The following is a 16109-nucleotide window of genomic DNA, read 5'->3' as shown; positions in this document are numbered from 1 at the left end:
GAGTATATGTGATTATGCTCTGATTGCATTTGCTACTTTGGACCCATTAGTGCGCCCCAATGCGCGACTAATAGTGTCGCCAGCTAGTGCAAGTTTTGTTAAGTCTATGCCCGTTTCTATGCCCATGCCATGGAGCATGTAAACAAGATCTTCTGTGGCTAAATTACCCGATGCACCTTTGGCGTAAGGGCAGCCTCCAAGGCCGGCTACCGAAGCGTCAAACACGCTGACACCTGTTTCAAGGCAGGCGAGTATATTGGCAAGTGCCTGACCGTAAGTGTCATGAAAATGCAGGGCTAATTTATCCACGGGTACCACATTAGCAACGGCTTCGACCATTTTACGGGCTTGGTTTGGTGTGCCAACGCCAATGGTGTCGCCAAGGGATATTTCGTAGCAACCCATCTTATAAAGGATTTCAGATACTCTAGCGACTTCACTGACGTTAATATGACCTTCGTATGGGCAACCGAGTACACAAGACACATAACCGCGCACGGCAATATTGTGCTTTTTGGCAGTTTCTATCAGCGGAATAAAGCGCTCTATTGACTCATCAATGGAGCAATTAATATTTTTTTGGCTAAAGGTTTCTGATGCGGCACCAAAAATGGCCACTTCATCAGCGCCAGCAGCGAGTGCCAGTTCAAAGCCTTTTAAGTTAGGCGTTAATGCACTGTAAACCACGCCAAGGCGGCGATTAATTTGACGTTTAAGTTGCTGAAATACCGCATCGGAGTCGGCCATTTGTGGCACCCACTTAGGTGACACAAAGCTGCCAGCTTCAATACGCTTAATACCCGCATCGGCAAGTTGCTCAATCAGTGTCAGCTTGTCTGCCGTTGTTACCGGCGCTTCATTTTGCAAACCATCACGGGCGCCGACTTCAAAAACGCTCACTTTAGAGGGCAGCATTTATGCTTCCTCGACGCTGGTTTCATTCACTAATGGCTCAACATTTAACAGTTGGGCACCATCGCTGACAAGCTCGCCGCTTTGGAAGTAAAATTCACTGACTATGCCATCAAACGGCGCTTCAATGGTGTATTCCATTTTCATCGCTTCCATTACTAGCAAACCTTGGCCTGCTTTGACTTCATCGCCCACTGCCACTAAATGGGTCACCACGGTGCCATTCATTGGCGCTTTAAGTTTATCTGCATGGTTAACCACGTCCTCAATCACTTGTGCCAAGATGGCTTTAAAGTGGTAACTGCCTGACGGTAAGAACAGGGTGAAGTCATCACCTTGATGGCTTACTGGGATTTTACTTTTATGGCCGTTAATTTCTGCTAAGAGTAAATCGGCTTTGAGTTCACCCGCTAACGTCAGTACTTGGTCGTGTAAACACAGTTGATATTGCTCGCCAACGGCGGTGAGTAACAAATCATGTTGCTGAACATCGGCTGCGGCATCGGTTAATAACGACACCCGATGTACGCTGGAGCTGTTTAATCTAAAGCCGCTCACTAAGCCCCACGGTGAGTATGGGTCAGCGCTATTAATTGCCAATGCTTTAGCCGCATGCTTACGTGACAGTACTTGAAAAAGCCCTGCTAGGGCTAATGCGGTATCGGCTTCAATGGCCGCATCACCAATTAAGGTGTCGCCATAACGTTCAATAAAGTCAGTACAGAAGTCTGCAGCAGCAAAGGCTGGGTGTTCAGCTATGTTGGCTAAAAACTCGATGTTATGTTTAAGGCCACTTATTTGGTATGACTCAAGCGCATGTACTAAGCGTTGCAGTGCGCTTGGTCGCGACTCATCCCACACAATCAATTTGGCGATCATTGGGTCATAAAAGTTACTGATGACATCGTTTTCACGAATGCCCGAGTCGATACGCACATGGCGATTTTGCTCAGGTTCACGCAAAAAGTTGAGCTTACCGCTGGCGGGTAAAAATTCGTTTTGGGGATCTTCAGCGTAAATACGCACTTCAAATGAATGACCATGAATACGCACTTCATCTTGGCGAAGCGGTAATTCATTGCCACTGGCCACAAGAAGCTGCCATTTGACAAGATCTTGGCCGGTGACCATTTCGGTGACGGGGTGTTCGACCTGTAAACGGGTATTCATTTCCATAAAGTAAAAGCTGTTGTCGGTATCAAGTAAAAACTCAACCGTACCGGCACCGACGTAATCAATCGCCTTAGCGGCGGCAACCGCGGCATTACCCATTTGGGCGCGTAACTCATCTGATAACCCCGGTGCAGGCGCCTCTTCAACCACTTTTTGATGGCGACGTTGGATGGAGCAGTCTCGATCGGATAAGTAAATGGCATTACCTTGACTGTCGGCAAACACTTGTACTTCAACATGGCGAGGTTGACGTAAGTAGCGTTCCATCAAGAGTTTATCGTTACCAAATGACGAGCTGGCTTCACGGCGTGCGGAGTTAATCGCTGCAAGGATTTCGCCGTCGTTTTCGACGATGCGCATACCTTTTCCGCCGCCACCATAAGCCGCTTTAATTAATAGCGGAAAGCCAACGGCTTTAGCTTCGGCAATCAAGGTAGCGTCAGTTTGATCTTCACCATGATAACCCGGCACTAGCGGTACATTGGCCTTAGACATGATTTCTTTAGCGGCACTTTTACTGCCCATAGCATCAATCGCGTCACTACCTGGACCAACAAAGGCGATGCCATTTTGTTCACATTTGCGGGCGAAATCGGCATTTTCAGACAGAAAACCATAACCAGGATGGATGGCTTCTGCGCCTGACTTTTTTGCAATCTCGATAATTAAATCGGCTTTTAAATACGAGTCAGCAGGGGCACTACCACCTAAGTAAAACGACTCATCTGCCATGGCCACATGACGGGCGTCTTTGTCGGCGTCAGAATACAAAGCAATGGTGCGTACCCCCATGGTTTGGGCCGTTTTAATAATACGACAAGCAATTTCACCACGGTTTGCGATCAGTAATTTGGTAAACATTATTGGGCTCCTTGTGGATCAGATTTGGCGGTTTGCCATGCTGGGGGTCTTTTTTCAAAAAAGGCATTAAGACCTTCTTGACCTTCATCTGATACTCGAATTCGAGCAATCTGCTCGCTGGTGAAATTGAGCGTAGCGTCGTCGATCACGCCATCTTCTAATCGTGATACTAAGGTTTTTACCCATGCCATGCCTTGTGGACTGTTGGCATTAAACGCGGCAATAAATGGCGCAGCAGCGGCGTCTAAATCATCATTGATCTCGTGGACCACTTGATGGGTTAAGGCTACATCGGCACTAAAACGTTCTGCGGTCAGCATAAAGCGACGAGATTGGCGGTTACCCATGGCGCGCAACACATACGGACTTATTACTGCGGGAATAAGACCGAGTTTCACTTCGCTTAAACAGAAGCTAGCGCGAGCAGTGGCAATGGCAATGTCGCAGCAACAAATCAGCCCTAATGCACCACCAAAGGCGGCACCTTGAACGAGGGCGATGGTTGGTTTGGGAAACTTGTCCAGTACATGCATCAGCTTGGCAAGCTCATGGGCGTCAGCAAGGTTTTGGCCAACGTCCATTTTTGCTTGTTTACGCATCCAGTTTAGGTCTGCACCTGCACTGAAGTTTTTGCCATTGGCACGTAAAATGAGCATATTGCATTGACTGTCACTGGCAAAGGTTTCGATGGCGTTGATCATTTCGCTGATCATCACTTCATCAAAAGCATTGTGAACTTCGGCCCGGTTTAAGGTGAGCTGTGCAACGCCTTGCGCTACACCACATTCAATGTGTTTATATTGGTTTGATAACATTGTACTTACTCCTAGTTAGTTGAATTAACCGCATGAGTTACATGCGAAACACCCCAAAACGGGTGTCTTCAATAGGAGCATTTAACGCTGCCGATAACGCTAATCCGACAACGTCACGAGTTTGTGCTGGGTCAATAATGCCATCATCCCAAAGACGGGCGCTGGCATGATACGGATGACCTTCTTTTTCGTATTGTTCAACAATGGGTTTACGGAAAGCTTGTTCATCTTCTGCAGACCATTCAACCCCTTTACGGGCTAAACCGTCACGGCGCACGGTGGCTAATACACCCGCAGCTTGTTCGCCGCCCATCACTGAAATACGGGCGTTAGGCCACATCCACATCATGGTGGGTTCAAATGCGCGGCCGCACATGCCGTAGTTACCGGCGCCATAACTGCCACCGATAATTACAGTAAATTTAGGTACATTGGCACAAGATACCGCAGTGACCATTTTGGCGCCGTGCTTGGCAATGCCTTCATGTTCGTACTTTTTACCCACCATAAAACCGGTGATATTTTGTAAGAACAATAAGGGGATTTTACGTTGGCAACACAGTTCAATGAAGTGAGCGCCTTTTTGCGCCGACTCGGAAAAAAGAATGCCGTTATTAGCCACAATTCCGACCGGATAACCATGGATGCGAGCAAACCCGCACACTAAGGTTGCGCCGTAGTTGGCTTTAAATTCGTCAAAGTCAGAATCGTCAACCACACGGGCAATCACTTCTTTTACATCGAACGGCTTTTTAAGGTCGGTACCGACAATGCCATACAATTCATGGATATCAAATTGTGGCGGCTTAGCTGGACTTAATAAGCTTTTGATGTGTTTTTGGTGATTCAAACGCAGTATAGCTCGGCGAGCAAGCTCGAGTGCGTGGTCGTCATTTTGCGCCAAGTGATCCGCAACACCAGATATTTTAGTGTGAACATCTGCGCCGCCGAGCTCTTCTGCACTGACTTCTTCTCCGGTTGCCGCTTTCACTAGTGGCGGCCCTGCTAAAAAGATGGTGCCCTGATCTTTAACAATAATAGATTCATCTGCCATCGCTGGCACATAGGCGCCGCCCGCGGTACATAAACCCATTACCACCGCAATTTGCGGAATACCTTTAGCTGACATTTGTGCTTGGTTATAGAAAATTCGGCCGAAATGATCCCGGTCAGGAAACACTTCATCTTGGCGGGGTAAATTGGCGCCCCCAGAATCAACTAGGTAAATACACGGTAAGTGACAGCGACTGGCAATGTCTTGGGCCCGTAAATGCTTTTTCACGGTGATAGGATAATAAGTACCGCCTTTTACTGTGGCATCGTTGGCGATGATCATGCATTCAACACCACTGACACGGCCGATACCAGCGATAACGCCGGCTGCAGGCACTTCTTCGTCATAGACTTCGTAGGCGGCAAATTGCGATAACTCTAAGAAGGGTGACCCGGGATCGAGTAGCTTTTCAACGCGTTGACGAGGCAATAATTTACCTCGCGACAAGTGACGTTCAAGGGCAACAGGGCCACCGCCTTGTTCGATTTTTGCCAGCTTTTGTTGGAGATCGTTGACTAATAACGCCATGCTGTCTGACTTGGTTTTAAATTCGTCACTGCGAGGATTGATGCGGCTGCTCAGTTGCGTCATTTCTATGTCCTTAATGAAGCAAAAAAAAGGGGCTTGATAAGGGCGACATGACACGTTGAATATGTCGCCCTACAGAGGAGGCAAATGTTGCTTACTTTGACTCGTTAAATAATTCGCGGCCAATTAACATGCGGCGGATTTCTGAGGTGCCCGCGCCAATTTCGTAAAGCTTGGCATCACGCAGTAAACGACCAGTGGCATACTCGTTAACATAACCATTGCCGCCAAGAAGTTGAATCGCATCTAAGGCCATTTTAGTCGCAAGCTCTGCGCTGTATAAAATGGCACCTGCTGCATCTTTACGAGTCGCTTCACCACGGTCACAAGACTTGGCCACGCTGTAAACATAAGCCTTTGCGGCATTCATGCCAGTGTACATATCGGCTAACTTACCTTGCACTAATTGGAATTGACCAATCGATTTGCCAAATTGTTCACGCTCATGAATGTAAGGTATGACGATGTCCATACACGCTGACATAATGCCTAATGGGCCGCCAGATAACACAACTCGTTCGTAATCAAGGCCACTCATTAACACTTTAATGCCGTTATTGAGGCCGCCTAAGATGTTTTCTTCTGGTACCTCACAGTCTTCAAACACCAATTCACAGGTGTTTGAACCGCGCATACCCAGCTTGTCGAGTTTTTGTGCCTGACTGAAACCTTTAGAATCGCGTTCAACAATAAACGCGGTAATGCCATGTGCACCCTTGTCTACATCTGTTTTAGCATAAATAACATAGGTGTGAGCGTCTGGGCCGTTAGTTATCCACATTTTGTTGCCATTCAGAATATAACGATCGCCTTCTTTACGGGCATGTAGCTTCATTGACACCACATCTGAACCGGCATTAGGTTCGCTCATGGCTAAGGCGCCAATATGCTCTCCACTGATCAGTTTAGGCAAATATTTTGTTTTTTGAGTGTCATTTCCATTACGGTTAATTTGGTTAACACACAAGTTTGAGTGAGCACCATAACTTAGGCCTATGGATGCCGATGCGCGTGAAATTTCTTCCATCGCAACGACATGGGCAAGATAGCCCATGTTGGCGCCACCATATTGCTCATCAACGGTTACGCCTAATAGCCCCATATCGCCAAGCACTGGCCATAATTGATTAGGGAAGGCGTTGTCGATATCGACTTGGGCGGCCATTGGGGCAATCTCGTTAGCGGCAAAACCACGAACGGCATCACGTAACATGTCTACGTCTTCACCTAAACCAAAGTTTAGGCTGGTATATAAGTCGCTCATATGCATGTGTCCTGTTGAATTTATTATTATCTGGCAAAACATTATCTACCAACGCTTATATGCGTTTTTGGCAGTGGAGTATTACGTTAGACTTAATTGAGTAAGCCTTTTATTATTATCAGTATTATGTCGCTAGTTGGCTTACTTGCTCTTTTTGAGGCTATTGTCTTCTAACGCGACTCGGCATTGCTGCTCGGCCGAATTCAGCTCCATTAGCACCACTTTAATGTCGTCCATTTGCTGCTGTAGAGCCGATTTTTTTTCATTAACTAAGTCAAGCATGGTGTTGAGCTGCGTTGAACTACTTTTATCTGCATCGTAAAGTTCAAATAGACGACGCGTTTCTGCTAACGAAAAACCGAGGCGTTTGCCGCGTAAAATGAGTTTTAACCGCACTCGGTCTTTCAGACTGTATATACGGGTTTGTCCGCGCCGCTTAGGTTTAATCAAACCTTGGTCTTCGTAAAAACGAATACTGCGGGTGGTGATATCAAATTCTTTTGATAAGTCACTGATTGAATACGTTGATTGAGGGCTATGGGTTGTGCTCATCATGTCACCAAAAGTGTTTCTTTTGATGCAAGATATATGAAGTTTACGTAAAGGTAAAGTTTGCATGGCTTTTTTCGATATAATACCGACAGTTAAAGTGTTATTTTTGCTTTCCACTCTATCGGTTGTTGTACTCTAACTAATTGTTATATTGTGTTTTATTTTAATAACTTGAACGTTCAACCTTAAGCTAAACACTTGGATGGATCTAACGGTTTTCTTATTGATTATCGTGGCTATTATCCTTTTGTCTAATAGGGCAATTTAATGAATTCTGCTCATAATCATTGTAATACAAGTTGATTAACGGAGAGCGATATGGCTGATTTAGGACTATCAATGCACGCACAATCGATAGCCGAGCCCGAAGTATTCTGGCTACAAGCCGCCGAAGCCATCAGTTGGGACCTTACTCCTAAAACAGTATTAGACGCCAGTCAAAAACCTTTTTATCGCTGGTTTGCCGATGGCAAGATGAATACCTGTTTTAATGCGGTAGACCGTCATGTGTTAGCTGGCCGAGGCGAACAAACAGCGATCCATTATATTAGCCCAGTGACACAGCATGAATATTCCGTTAGTTATCAATCGGTACTAGCGCAGGTTAAAAGACTGGCGGGCTTAATGGTCTCGCTGGGTGTAAAGAAAGGTGACCGTGTGGTGATTTACATGCCCATGGTGCCTGAAACGGCCTATGCCATGTTGGCGTGCGCGCGTATTGGCGCGATTCATTCTGTGGTCTTTGGTGGTTTTGCGGCCAATGAGTTGTCTACGCGGATTAATGATGCCAAGCCAAAATTGATTTTGTCTGCTTCATGCGGTATCGAACCTTCAGGTGTGGTGCCTTACAAACCGCTACTAGATGATGCTTTAGCTCAAGCTAGCCACCAAGTCGATCACTGTATTATTTTAAATCGTACTGAATACAAGGCTGAATTACTCTCGCCCCGCGATCTTGATTGGTATAATGCGCTGGTGGATGCGCCTGATGCTGATTGTGTATCGCTGGATGCAACTGACCCATTGTATGTGCTGTATACCTCAGGCACGACAGGACAACCGAAAGGGGTGGTGCGTGATAATGGCGGTCATGCAGTTGCATTGGCGTGGTCGATGAAACACATTTACGACACCGGTGTAGGTGATGTGTTTTGGGCTGCATCGGATGTTGGCTGGGTGGTAGGGCATTCATATATTGTTTATGGACCGCTATTGGTTGGTGCAACCACCGTTATGTATGAAGGTAAGCCCATTGGTACTCCTGATGCTGGCGCCTTTTGGCGGATTATCGAACAAAAGCAAGTTCGCAGCTTTTTTACTGCGCCGACTGCCATTAGAGCCATTAAACGCGAAGACCCTGAAGGCGACTTCATTAAGAAATTTGATTTAAGCTGCCTCAAGCAAATGTATTTAGCGGGTGAGCGCTGTGATCCAGACACCTTAAATTGGAGTCAGCATCATTTAGGTAAACCTGTGATTGATCATTGGTGGCAAACTGAAACAGGTTGGCCAGTAGCGGCAAACTTGATGGGAACCGATCCGATAGAAATTAAACCGGGATCGCCAGCGCGTGCCGTGCCGGGTTATCAAGTGGAGATCCTCGATGCGATGGGGCAACAAGTGGCACCCAATGAAAGCGGCAATGTGGTGATAAAGCAGCCATTACCTCCTGGCACATTAACGACCTTGTGGCAAAACGATAAACGTTATATTGACAGTTACTTATCTATGTATCCTGGATATTACTTAACCGGTGATGCTGGCTACATAGATGAAGATGGCTATTTGTACATTATGAGTCGCATCGACGACATTATTAATGTCGCAGGACATCGTTTATCAACAGGCCGATTTGAAGAAGTACTTTGTCAACATGATGCGGTTGCTGAGGCGGCGGTGATTGGTGTGCAAGATAAACTAAAAGGCCAAGTGCCTCTTGGGTTGGTGGTGCTTAAAAACGGCGTTACCTTGTCAGATGAAGCATTGTATAAAGAGTTGCTTGCACTGGTACGCCATGAAATAGGCCCCGTGGCTTCTTTTAGGCTAGTGAGTGCAGTACAAAAATTACCTAAAACCCGTTCAGGAAAAATATTGCGAGCCACAATGCGTAAAATTGCTGACAATCAAGATTACACCATGCCGGCCACCATTGAAGATCCACAAACCTTAGACATAGTACGTAATGCGCTCACTAAAATGGGTTATGCCAATGCGTTAACGACTGAGTTGACTAAATCTTAGTTCAGAGCTTTCTGTGGTACTCATCCCTTGTAATGAGACCATTACTCAGGCACAGCGGTGTTAGTCGACCTGCTAGTATACTTTTTAGTCATTTTATTTTAGCTTCAGTAGCGCGTCGACATTGTATTCGACTAATAAAAAATCAGAAACGCCAATGGTGTTTCTGATTTTTCCTATTGTAGCAATCTGTTAATTAAATTGAGCATACATTGTAAAAAACAGCGTTTCCGCATTTTGTTACTGGTAATTTAGTTACAAGAATCGCTATAATTGCCAACCAAATGGATTCGCACTACGCGATTAATCTCTGTGACCTGTGGGAACTACACTAATGAATAACCACATCCAACAATCACACGTCGGCGTTATCGGCCTTGGTGTTATGGGCAAGAACCTCGCATTAAACATTGCTGACAACGGCTACCATGTTGCAGTTTTCGATTTAGATACTCCAAAAGTCAACGCAGCTGTGGCTCAAGAAGAAAATGAGCGTAAAGCGGGTACGGCACCGCGCATGCAAGCTTGTAATAATCTTACAGAAATGCTTGCTAATTTAGTTGAGCCTCGAGTCATTGTATTATCTGTGCCTGCAGGAGCGCCTGTTGACGGAGTCTGTAAATCGTTAATCGAAGCTGGTATTGAAGCCAATGATATCGTTATTGATACGGGTAATAGTCTTTGGACTGACACAGTAGAGCGAGAGTCTCGCTATAAAGAACAGTTTATCTTTTTCAGTTCGGCTGTTTCAGGTGGTGAGGTTGGCGCGCGTTTTGGCCCTTCATTAATGCCCAGTGGCGATGAAAAAGCATGGCGTTATGTTGAACCTATTTGGAAAGCGATTGCCGCTAAAGTTGATTCAACCACTGGTTTACCTATAGAACGTTTTGAGCCGGGTAATCCGGTCACCGAAGGTGAGCCTTGTACTGCGTATATAGGTCCTGCAGGTTCTGGTCATTACGTTAAAATGGTTCATAACGGCATTGAATATGCGGATATGCAGCTTATTTGCGAAGCTTATCAATTGCTTAGTGATGGTTTAGGCATGTCAGCTCATGATGTCGGTGACATTTTCAATGGCTGGAATAAAGGTATTCTTAACAGTTACCTTATGGGCATTAGCGCTGAAGTCTTGCAACAAGCCGATCCGCTAACGGGTAAGCCATTAGTTGAAATGATCCTTGATAAAGCAGGTCAAAAAGGCACTGGTTTATGGACGGCAGTGAGCAGCTTGCAAATTGGTTGTCCGGCGCCAACGATTGCAGAAGCGGTATATGCTCGTGCTGTCAGTACTCAAAAAAACTTGCGTATGCAGCTAAGCACAACGCTAGCGGGTCCAGCTCCCGTTAGTTTTAGTGGTGCAGAGAAAACGGAATTTATTGCCAATCTTGAAGATGCTTTATATTGCGCTAAAGTCTGTTGTTATGCTCAAGGATTTGAGCTCATGGCGATGACAGCAAAAGAGCAAAATTGGGCTTTAGATTTTGCTGAAATAGCTAAAATATGGCGTGCAGGCTGTATTATTCGCGCGACGTTTTTGCAATCAATTACTAAGGCTTATCAAGAAGATGTAAGCCTTACAAACTTATTGATGGCCGATACCTTTAGTCAAACCTTGTCACAGAAGCAGCTTAACTGGCGTAAAACCGTTGCGGCCGCTGTTATGCAAGGCATTCCAGCACCATGTATTAGTTCGGCGATTGCATATTATGACAGTTACCGCAGTGAAACGTTACCAGCGAACTTACTACAAGGCCAACGTGATTTTTTCGGCTCGCACACTTTTGAACGTACTGATAAGCCAGCGGGTGAGAAATACCATTTAGATTGGAGTGCGAAGCAGCGTACTTTATCTAAAGTGTAATGACCTTCACACTTTAAAAAGGCGCCTGATTTTACAATGAGGCGCCTTTTTAATTATTCAGGACGTTAAGTGATAGATGACATTTAACAAATAGGACATTCAGGTTAGTGAAAAGTACAATCCAACGCTAAACAGCACGCTGAAAATCATAGTTAATTTAGCGGTTTGTCCCAATATCGGATTCAATGCTTCACCAGAATTCTCGTGAAATTCGCGGCTGAGATTACGCGCAATGATTAACGAGGCTCCCGATAACAATACCGGTAATCCATCCAATGAACCTAATAAAAATCCCGCGATAATGATACCAAAAGGTAAGTAGACAAAACTTTGATATAGCACTTTAGCCTGTGCTTCTCCTATTCTCACCGCAAGGGTGTTTTTACCTGCTTTGGTGTCGGTTGAAATATCTCTAGTGTTATTGACCAGCATGATGGCAGCATTAAAAAAGCCAATGGCACAACCGAGTAACCATGCTGTTATGGTGGTAGTTCCTGCTTGTAAATAGTAACTGCCAACAACGGCCACTAAACCAAAAAAAACAAATGCTGCTATTTCGCCTAATCCATGTGAGGCAAGTGGATAGGGACCGCCGCTATAACATAACGCGCCTAAAATAGAGGCTGCAGCAAGAATGGCAATAGGCCATCCTCCGTGAAGTATTAATAATGAACCGACTAATAATGATGTGATCAAGCAGCCTATCATGGCATTTCGAACTGATGAGGGCGCTAGGATACCACTTTGAGTCACTCTTACAGGTCCGATACGCTCTTCGGTGTCAATGCCATTTTTAAAGTCAAAGTAGTCATTAGCGAGATTAACTGAAATTTGTAATAATACGGCACATAGCATTGAGGTAAACGCGATGAGTAAGCTAAAGTGTTCGAGTCCAATTGCCAGCATGTTTCCGATTAATAATGGACCAATTGCCGCAGGGAGCGTTCGAGGACGAATAGCAATAAACCATGATTGCATTGAGCTAGGTTGCATAATATTGTGAAACGCAGTGTTGATTAGTCATGTTAATAGCATACCAAAAATTCAATTACGGTGCAGATATGAATCTTTGCGTTGCATCACTCTTTTGCGATTTGTCATAAGATAGCTGAAATACAACAATTACCATAGAATAAGCTAGAAAACATAAGCTTAACTAAGGTAACCTTAACGTTAATCCATGTCGTAAAGAAGGTGTTATGAGTCAGGTATTAAACGATTTATTGTCATTGTTGTCACTTGAGCAAATTGAATTAGGCTTGTTTCGTGGTCAGAGTCAAGATTTAGGCTTCGGGCATGTGTTTGGGGGCCAAGTGATGGGACAAGCGTTAAGTGCTGCAAAACAAACGGTTAGCGAAGATCGCCATGCACATTCTTTGCATTCATACTTTTTGCGTGCCGGTGATGAAAAGTTACCGATAATTTATGATGTTGAAAATATGCGTGATGGAGGCAGTTTTAGTGCGCGTAGTGTGAAGGCTATTCAGAAAGGTCGACCCATTTTTTACATGATATGTTCGTTCCAAACAGTCGAAGAAGGCTTTGAACATCAAGATCTCATGCCTGATGTGCCAGGACCTGAAGGTTTATTGAATCAGCAAGAACTCGCGATGACCATGCGTGATAAAGTACCTGCGAAAATGCTCGAAAAATTTATGGCAGATTCTCCGATTGAAATGCGTTTAGTTCACCCCGTTCATCCTATTGCGCCAAGTGCCACAGAGCCTAAACGGTATGTATGGTTGCGTGCCAATGGAAAAATCCCATCAGACCACAGCATTCAAGAATATTTATTAGCTTATGCATCGGATTTTAATTTTTTAATGACGGCAACTCAACCGCACGGTGTGTCATTTTTAACCCCAGGTATGCGTATGGCCACCATTGATCATGCTATGTGGTTTCATCGTCCATTTAATATGGGAGAATGGCTCCTATACTGTATTGATAGCCCTAATGCTGGCGGTGGACGTGGATTTGTGAAAGGGCAGTTTTTTGATCAGCGAGGACGTCTTGTGGCTTCTGCCACACAGGAAGGTTTACTCAGAATGACCAAGTAGGACGCTAATATGATAATAATTAACAAAGGCATACAATTAGCGGTTGTCGCTTTGATTGCTATGATGTTACATGGATGTACGACAATCGAGCCTGAAAAACCCATTATTGTTAATGGTTATGCAGGATATGCAGAAAAAATTACCTTGCCAAAGGGTTGTAAAATCAATATTGCATTAATTGATTTCAATACCCCAGGGGCCATAATTGCTCAAAAAAACTTTGATATTGCCAGAGTGCCTGTTCCGTTTAAATTTAGCTTACCAGCAGGGCTAATTAGTCGTGGTGTCGATTATGGTGTGGTGGCGATGATCACTTACCAAGGTAATGCGATTTTTCAGACCTATGATAAGTTCCGTGTGATCAACAACGGTCAATTTACCACTCAAGTGTTAATGAAACGCGTTAAATAGCCGCTTCGTAACCTTGCTCACAAACTCTTATCCCCGCCATTGATTAATATACTCGGCGGGTAATAATCTTTTTCCTGCCCTATTTTGTTGTTTAGGTGGTCTATGACAGAGTTTACGCCAACGTTGCGCTCCCATGCTGAAACGCGCCTCATTTGGGCGTTGTGCTTAGCTTCTATGGTGATTTACATTAACTTGTACACATTGCAAGGTATGCTGCCGTCTATTGCGGAGCATTTTGATGTGTCGGGCGCACAAGCCACGTTAGTGTTGTCTGTGACTAGCTTTACCTTAGCTTTCTCGTTACTTTTCTATGCTTTGTTATCCGATAGAATTGGACGCTTAGCGCCCATTGTTATGAGTTTATGGTTGCTGGCAGCATCAAATATTTTATTGGTTTTTGCACAAAGCTTTGATGCTTTAGTGTGGGTTAGATTACTGCAAGGGATATTATTAGCAGCAGTGCCTGCTATTTCAATGGCCTATTTTAAAGAGCAGTTAGATCCAGTTTTTATGCTTAAAGCGGCTGCTGTGTACATAATGGCAAACAGCATTGGTGGCATTGCGGGTCGATTATTGGGGGGGTTAATGGCCCAATATTTATCGTGGCAATCTTCAATGGGATTAATTTTTATTGTGACATTCATGGGGGTTGCGTTTGTTACATACTTATTGCCACGTAGGGAGATTAAACCTTCTGTTATAAAGGAAAAAATTAATTGGCGCCGCAAAGCCAAACAAGATTTTAATGGTTTTATGTTCCATTTATCTGACACTCAAATGCGTTTGGCTTATATAATTGGCGGATTAGCATTTATGATGATGGTTAATCAGTTTAGCTTTATTCAGTTACATATTATGGCCGAACCTTATGGACTCAGTCGTTTTCAAGCCACATTAATCTTTCTATGCTACCTGAGTGGCACCTTTGCTGCTTGGCTGTCGGCTAAATGGATTGTACGATATGGGTCAATGCCGTTATTTAGAGTGGCATTATGCTTAATGGTTGCAGGCACATTATTAACCTTGGTGGATACCTTGACTGCGATTGTGGTCGGATTTTTGATTACCGCTTGCGGTTTTTTCTTAACTCATAGCTGCTGTAATTCGTTTGTGGCTATTCGTGCCACGAGTCACCGTGCTAAAGCGACGTCGTTGTATTTATGTTGCTATTATCTTGGTGCATCTTTAGGTGGGCCATATTTAATGTTGTTTTGGCATAAAGCTGAATGGAATGGCGTGGTAGTGGGCTCTATGAGTCTTTTGGTGTTGCTCCTAGTTACTATTTGGCGCTTAGGGAAACACCAAAAGCAAGTTATTGATGTTTCCGAAGTAGATTAACTCTCAATAAAGTCGTAAGCGCCATTTTTTGAGCGTCTACGACCATAGCCATATCACCAGACCGGTTAATAGTACCACTGGCAATTCAACGTCTTGTTGTTTCTGTTGTTGCAATAAACTCAAACCATCGAGTTGCGGCATATTAATATCATATATAGCAATGCCCAGCCAATTAGCGGTAAGTTAAAAATACTTTAACAACTTACTCACCGGGTAAACGCTGTTCTCTCAATTCTTCAAACTTAAGTGCTATTTGTTCTTTTGGCGTGCTTTCGGCCACGAGATGCGAAAAAGTAATTTCTATAGTGTCAGCAAAAACATTAAAACTCGCCGCGAAAACTGAAGCAATAGTTACTAGCTTAGCCATTGACTTTAGTGGCGGTGTAAAAGGTGATTGTTGATTTTTTTATGATAATTAGCTTCCTTTTTTTAGGGTTATATTTTCCTCAAGGAGCTGACTTGCTCTAGAACAAGTACGCCATAAATACTTATGAGGATAGATAATAAGAAGCAAGCATCTGGCCGTATGTTATTAATATGTAACTAATTGAGGTGTAATAGCTTTAATTTATATAGCTATGTGGGAAGTTATTTTGTGTGAGGATTGTCACGCAGCGAGAGATGGTCATGGTTGGAAAGTCATACGTTAGCGTTGATGGTGATGTTATAGGGTAGTGGTGGCTGAACAATATGAGTTTAAATGGATTAAATAAAGAGAATTATCAGGTAATAAAAAACCACCCGAAGGTGGTTTTTTATTAATGTCATATACTGAATATGCATTAGTTACCAAATATTTGGTGGAGCTACACGGGATCGAACCGTGGACCTCTTCACTGCCAGCGAAGCGCTCTCCCAGCTGAGCTATAGCCCCAAATTCTAGCTAATATAACTAAAATTTGAATATGGTATCCCATAGGGGATTCGAACCCCTGTTACCGCCGTGAAAGGGCGGTGTCCTAGGCCTCTAGACGAATGG

13 protein-coding genes, 1 tRNA gene and 1 pseudogene are annotated in these 16109 nt (G+C 44.3%); 5 read left to right on the top strand and 10 right to left on the bottom strand.

What is annotated here, in order from left to right; genetic code table 11:
* Positions 1 to 12: 12 nt before the first annotated feature.
* From AAEZ00_RS12500 to AAEZ00_RS12475, 6 genes are all read right to left on the bottom strand, one after another.
* On the bottom strand, positions 13 to 915 hold the full coding sequence (locus AAEZ00_RS12500; protein ID WP_351078578.1) for a hydroxymethylglutaryl-CoA lyase: 903 nt from the start codon (positions 913 to 915) through the stop codon (positions 13 to 15).
* Positions 916 to 2946 carry an acetyl/propionyl/methylcrotonyl-CoA carboxylase subunit alpha gene (locus tag AAEZ00_RS12495; protein ID WP_351078574.1) on the bottom strand — a complete coding sequence of 677 codons (2031 nt, stop codon included), beginning with the start codon at positions 2944 to 2946 and terminating at the stop codon, positions 916 to 918.
* Positions 2946 to 3761, bottom strand: coding sequence for an enoyl-CoA hydratase-related protein (locus tag AAEZ00_RS12490; protein WP_101030193.1), 816 nt, complete (start codon positions 3759 to 3761; stop codon positions 2946 to 2948). Before AAEZ00_RS12490 ends, AAEZ00_RS12495 begins: the two co-directional genes overlap by 1 nt.
* Before the next feature lie 37 nt (positions 3762 to 3798).
* Complete coding sequence (locus tag AAEZ00_RS12485; RefSeq protein ID WP_124013933.1) at positions 3799 to 5406, bottom strand: carboxyl transferase domain-containing protein; 1608 nt, start codon at positions 5404 to 5406, stop codon at positions 3799 to 3801.
* 91 nt (positions 5407 to 5497) lie between these two features.
* Positions 5498 to 6667 (bottom strand): isovaleryl-CoA dehydrogenase, encoded by a 1170-nt coding sequence (locus AAEZ00_RS12480; RefSeq protein WP_124013932.1) that lies wholly within the window; start codon positions 6665 to 6667, stop codon positions 5498 to 5500.
* Between the two features lie 141 nt (positions 6668 to 6808).
* Positions 6809 to 7219 (bottom strand): MerR family transcriptional regulator, encoded by a 411-nt coding sequence (locus AAEZ00_RS12475; protein ID WP_101034624.1) that lies wholly within the window; start codon positions 7217 to 7219, stop codon positions 6809 to 6811.
* Between the two features lie 318 nt (positions 7220 to 7537).
* Here AAEZ00_RS12475 and AAEZ00_RS12470 point away from each other — a divergent pair, with 318 nt between their 5' ends.
* Together AAEZ00_RS12470 and gnd are read left to right on the top strand one after the other, a co-directional pair.
* The gene (locus tag AAEZ00_RS12470) at positions 7538 to 9460 is read left to right on the top strand and encodes a propionyl-CoA synthetase (protein WP_351088691.1); all 1923 of its coding nucleotides are present in this window, start codon (positions 7538 to 7540) and stop codon (positions 9458 to 9460) included.
* Between the two features lie 331 nt (positions 9461 to 9791).
* Positions 9792 to 11321 (top strand): NADP-dependent phosphogluconate dehydrogenase, encoded by a 1530-nt coding sequence (gnd, locus tag AAEZ00_RS12465; RefSeq protein ID WP_124693481.1) that lies wholly within the window; start codon positions 9792 to 9794, stop codon positions 11319 to 11321.
* Positions 11322 to 11420: 99 nt separating this feature from the next.
* Here the strand turns inward: gnd and AAEZ00_RS12460 are convergent, their stop codons facing one another.
* On the bottom strand, positions 11421 to 12314 hold the full coding sequence (locus tag AAEZ00_RS12460) for a 1,4-dihydroxy-2-naphthoate polyprenyltransferase (protein WP_267898620.1): 894 nt from the start codon (positions 12312 to 12314) through the stop codon (positions 11421 to 11423).
* A gap of 206 nt (positions 12315 to 12520) precedes the next feature.
* Here AAEZ00_RS12460 and tesB point away from each other — a divergent pair, with 206 nt between their 5' ends.
* The 3 genes from tesB (at position 12521) to AAEZ00_RS12445 (ending at position 15130) form a co-directional block, all read left to right on the top strand.
* On the top strand, positions 12521 to 13381 hold the full coding sequence (gene tesB / locus AAEZ00_RS12455; RefSeq protein ID WP_124013928.1) for an acyl-CoA thioesterase II: 861 nt from the start codon (positions 12521 to 12523) through the stop codon (positions 13379 to 13381).
* Positions 13382 to 13390: 9 nt separating this feature from the next.
* Positions 13391 to 13792, top strand: a complete 402-nt coding sequence (locus tag AAEZ00_RS12450; RefSeq protein ID WP_101030200.1) for a YbaY family lipoprotein — start codon at positions 13391 to 13393, stop codon at positions 13790 to 13792.
* Positions 13793 to 13894: 102 nt separating this feature from the next.
* Complete coding sequence (locus tag AAEZ00_RS12445; RefSeq protein ID WP_351078562.1) at positions 13895 to 15130, top strand: MFS transporter; 1236 nt, start codon at positions 13895 to 13897, stop codon at positions 15128 to 15130.
* A 2-nt stretch (positions 15131 to 15132) separates the two neighbouring features.
* Here the strand turns inward: AAEZ00_RS12445 and AAEZ00_RS12440 are convergent.
* The 3 genes and pseudogenes from AAEZ00_RS12440 to AAEZ00_RS12430 form a co-directional block, all read right to left on the bottom strand.
* Positions 15133 to 15313 (bottom strand): annotated as a pseudogene (locus AAEZ00_RS12440) (response regulator); the annotation flags it as partial.
* 19 nt (positions 15314 to 15332) lie between these two features.
* Positions 15333 to 15497 (bottom strand): hypothetical protein, encoded by a 165-nt coding sequence (locus tag AAEZ00_RS12435; RefSeq protein ID WP_206191876.1) that lies wholly within the window; start codon positions 15495 to 15497, stop codon positions 15333 to 15335.
* Positions 15498 to 15928: 431 nt separating this feature from the next.
* Positions 15929 to 16004: transfer RNA gene (locus tag AAEZ00_RS12430), tRNA-Ala, on the bottom strand.
* Between the last annotated feature and the right edge of the window lie 105 nt (positions 16005 to 16109).

Source organism: Shewanella sp. S1-49-MNA-CIBAN-0167 (genome assembly GCF_040310145.1).
In the GTDB taxonomy this organism is placed as follows: Bacteria; Pseudomonadota; Gammaproteobacteria; order Enterobacterales; family Shewanellaceae; genus Shewanella; species Shewanella psychromarinicola.
The sequence above is the reverse complement of the archived record's forward strand: the minus strand, read 5'-3'. Positions and strand labels throughout refer to the sequence as shown.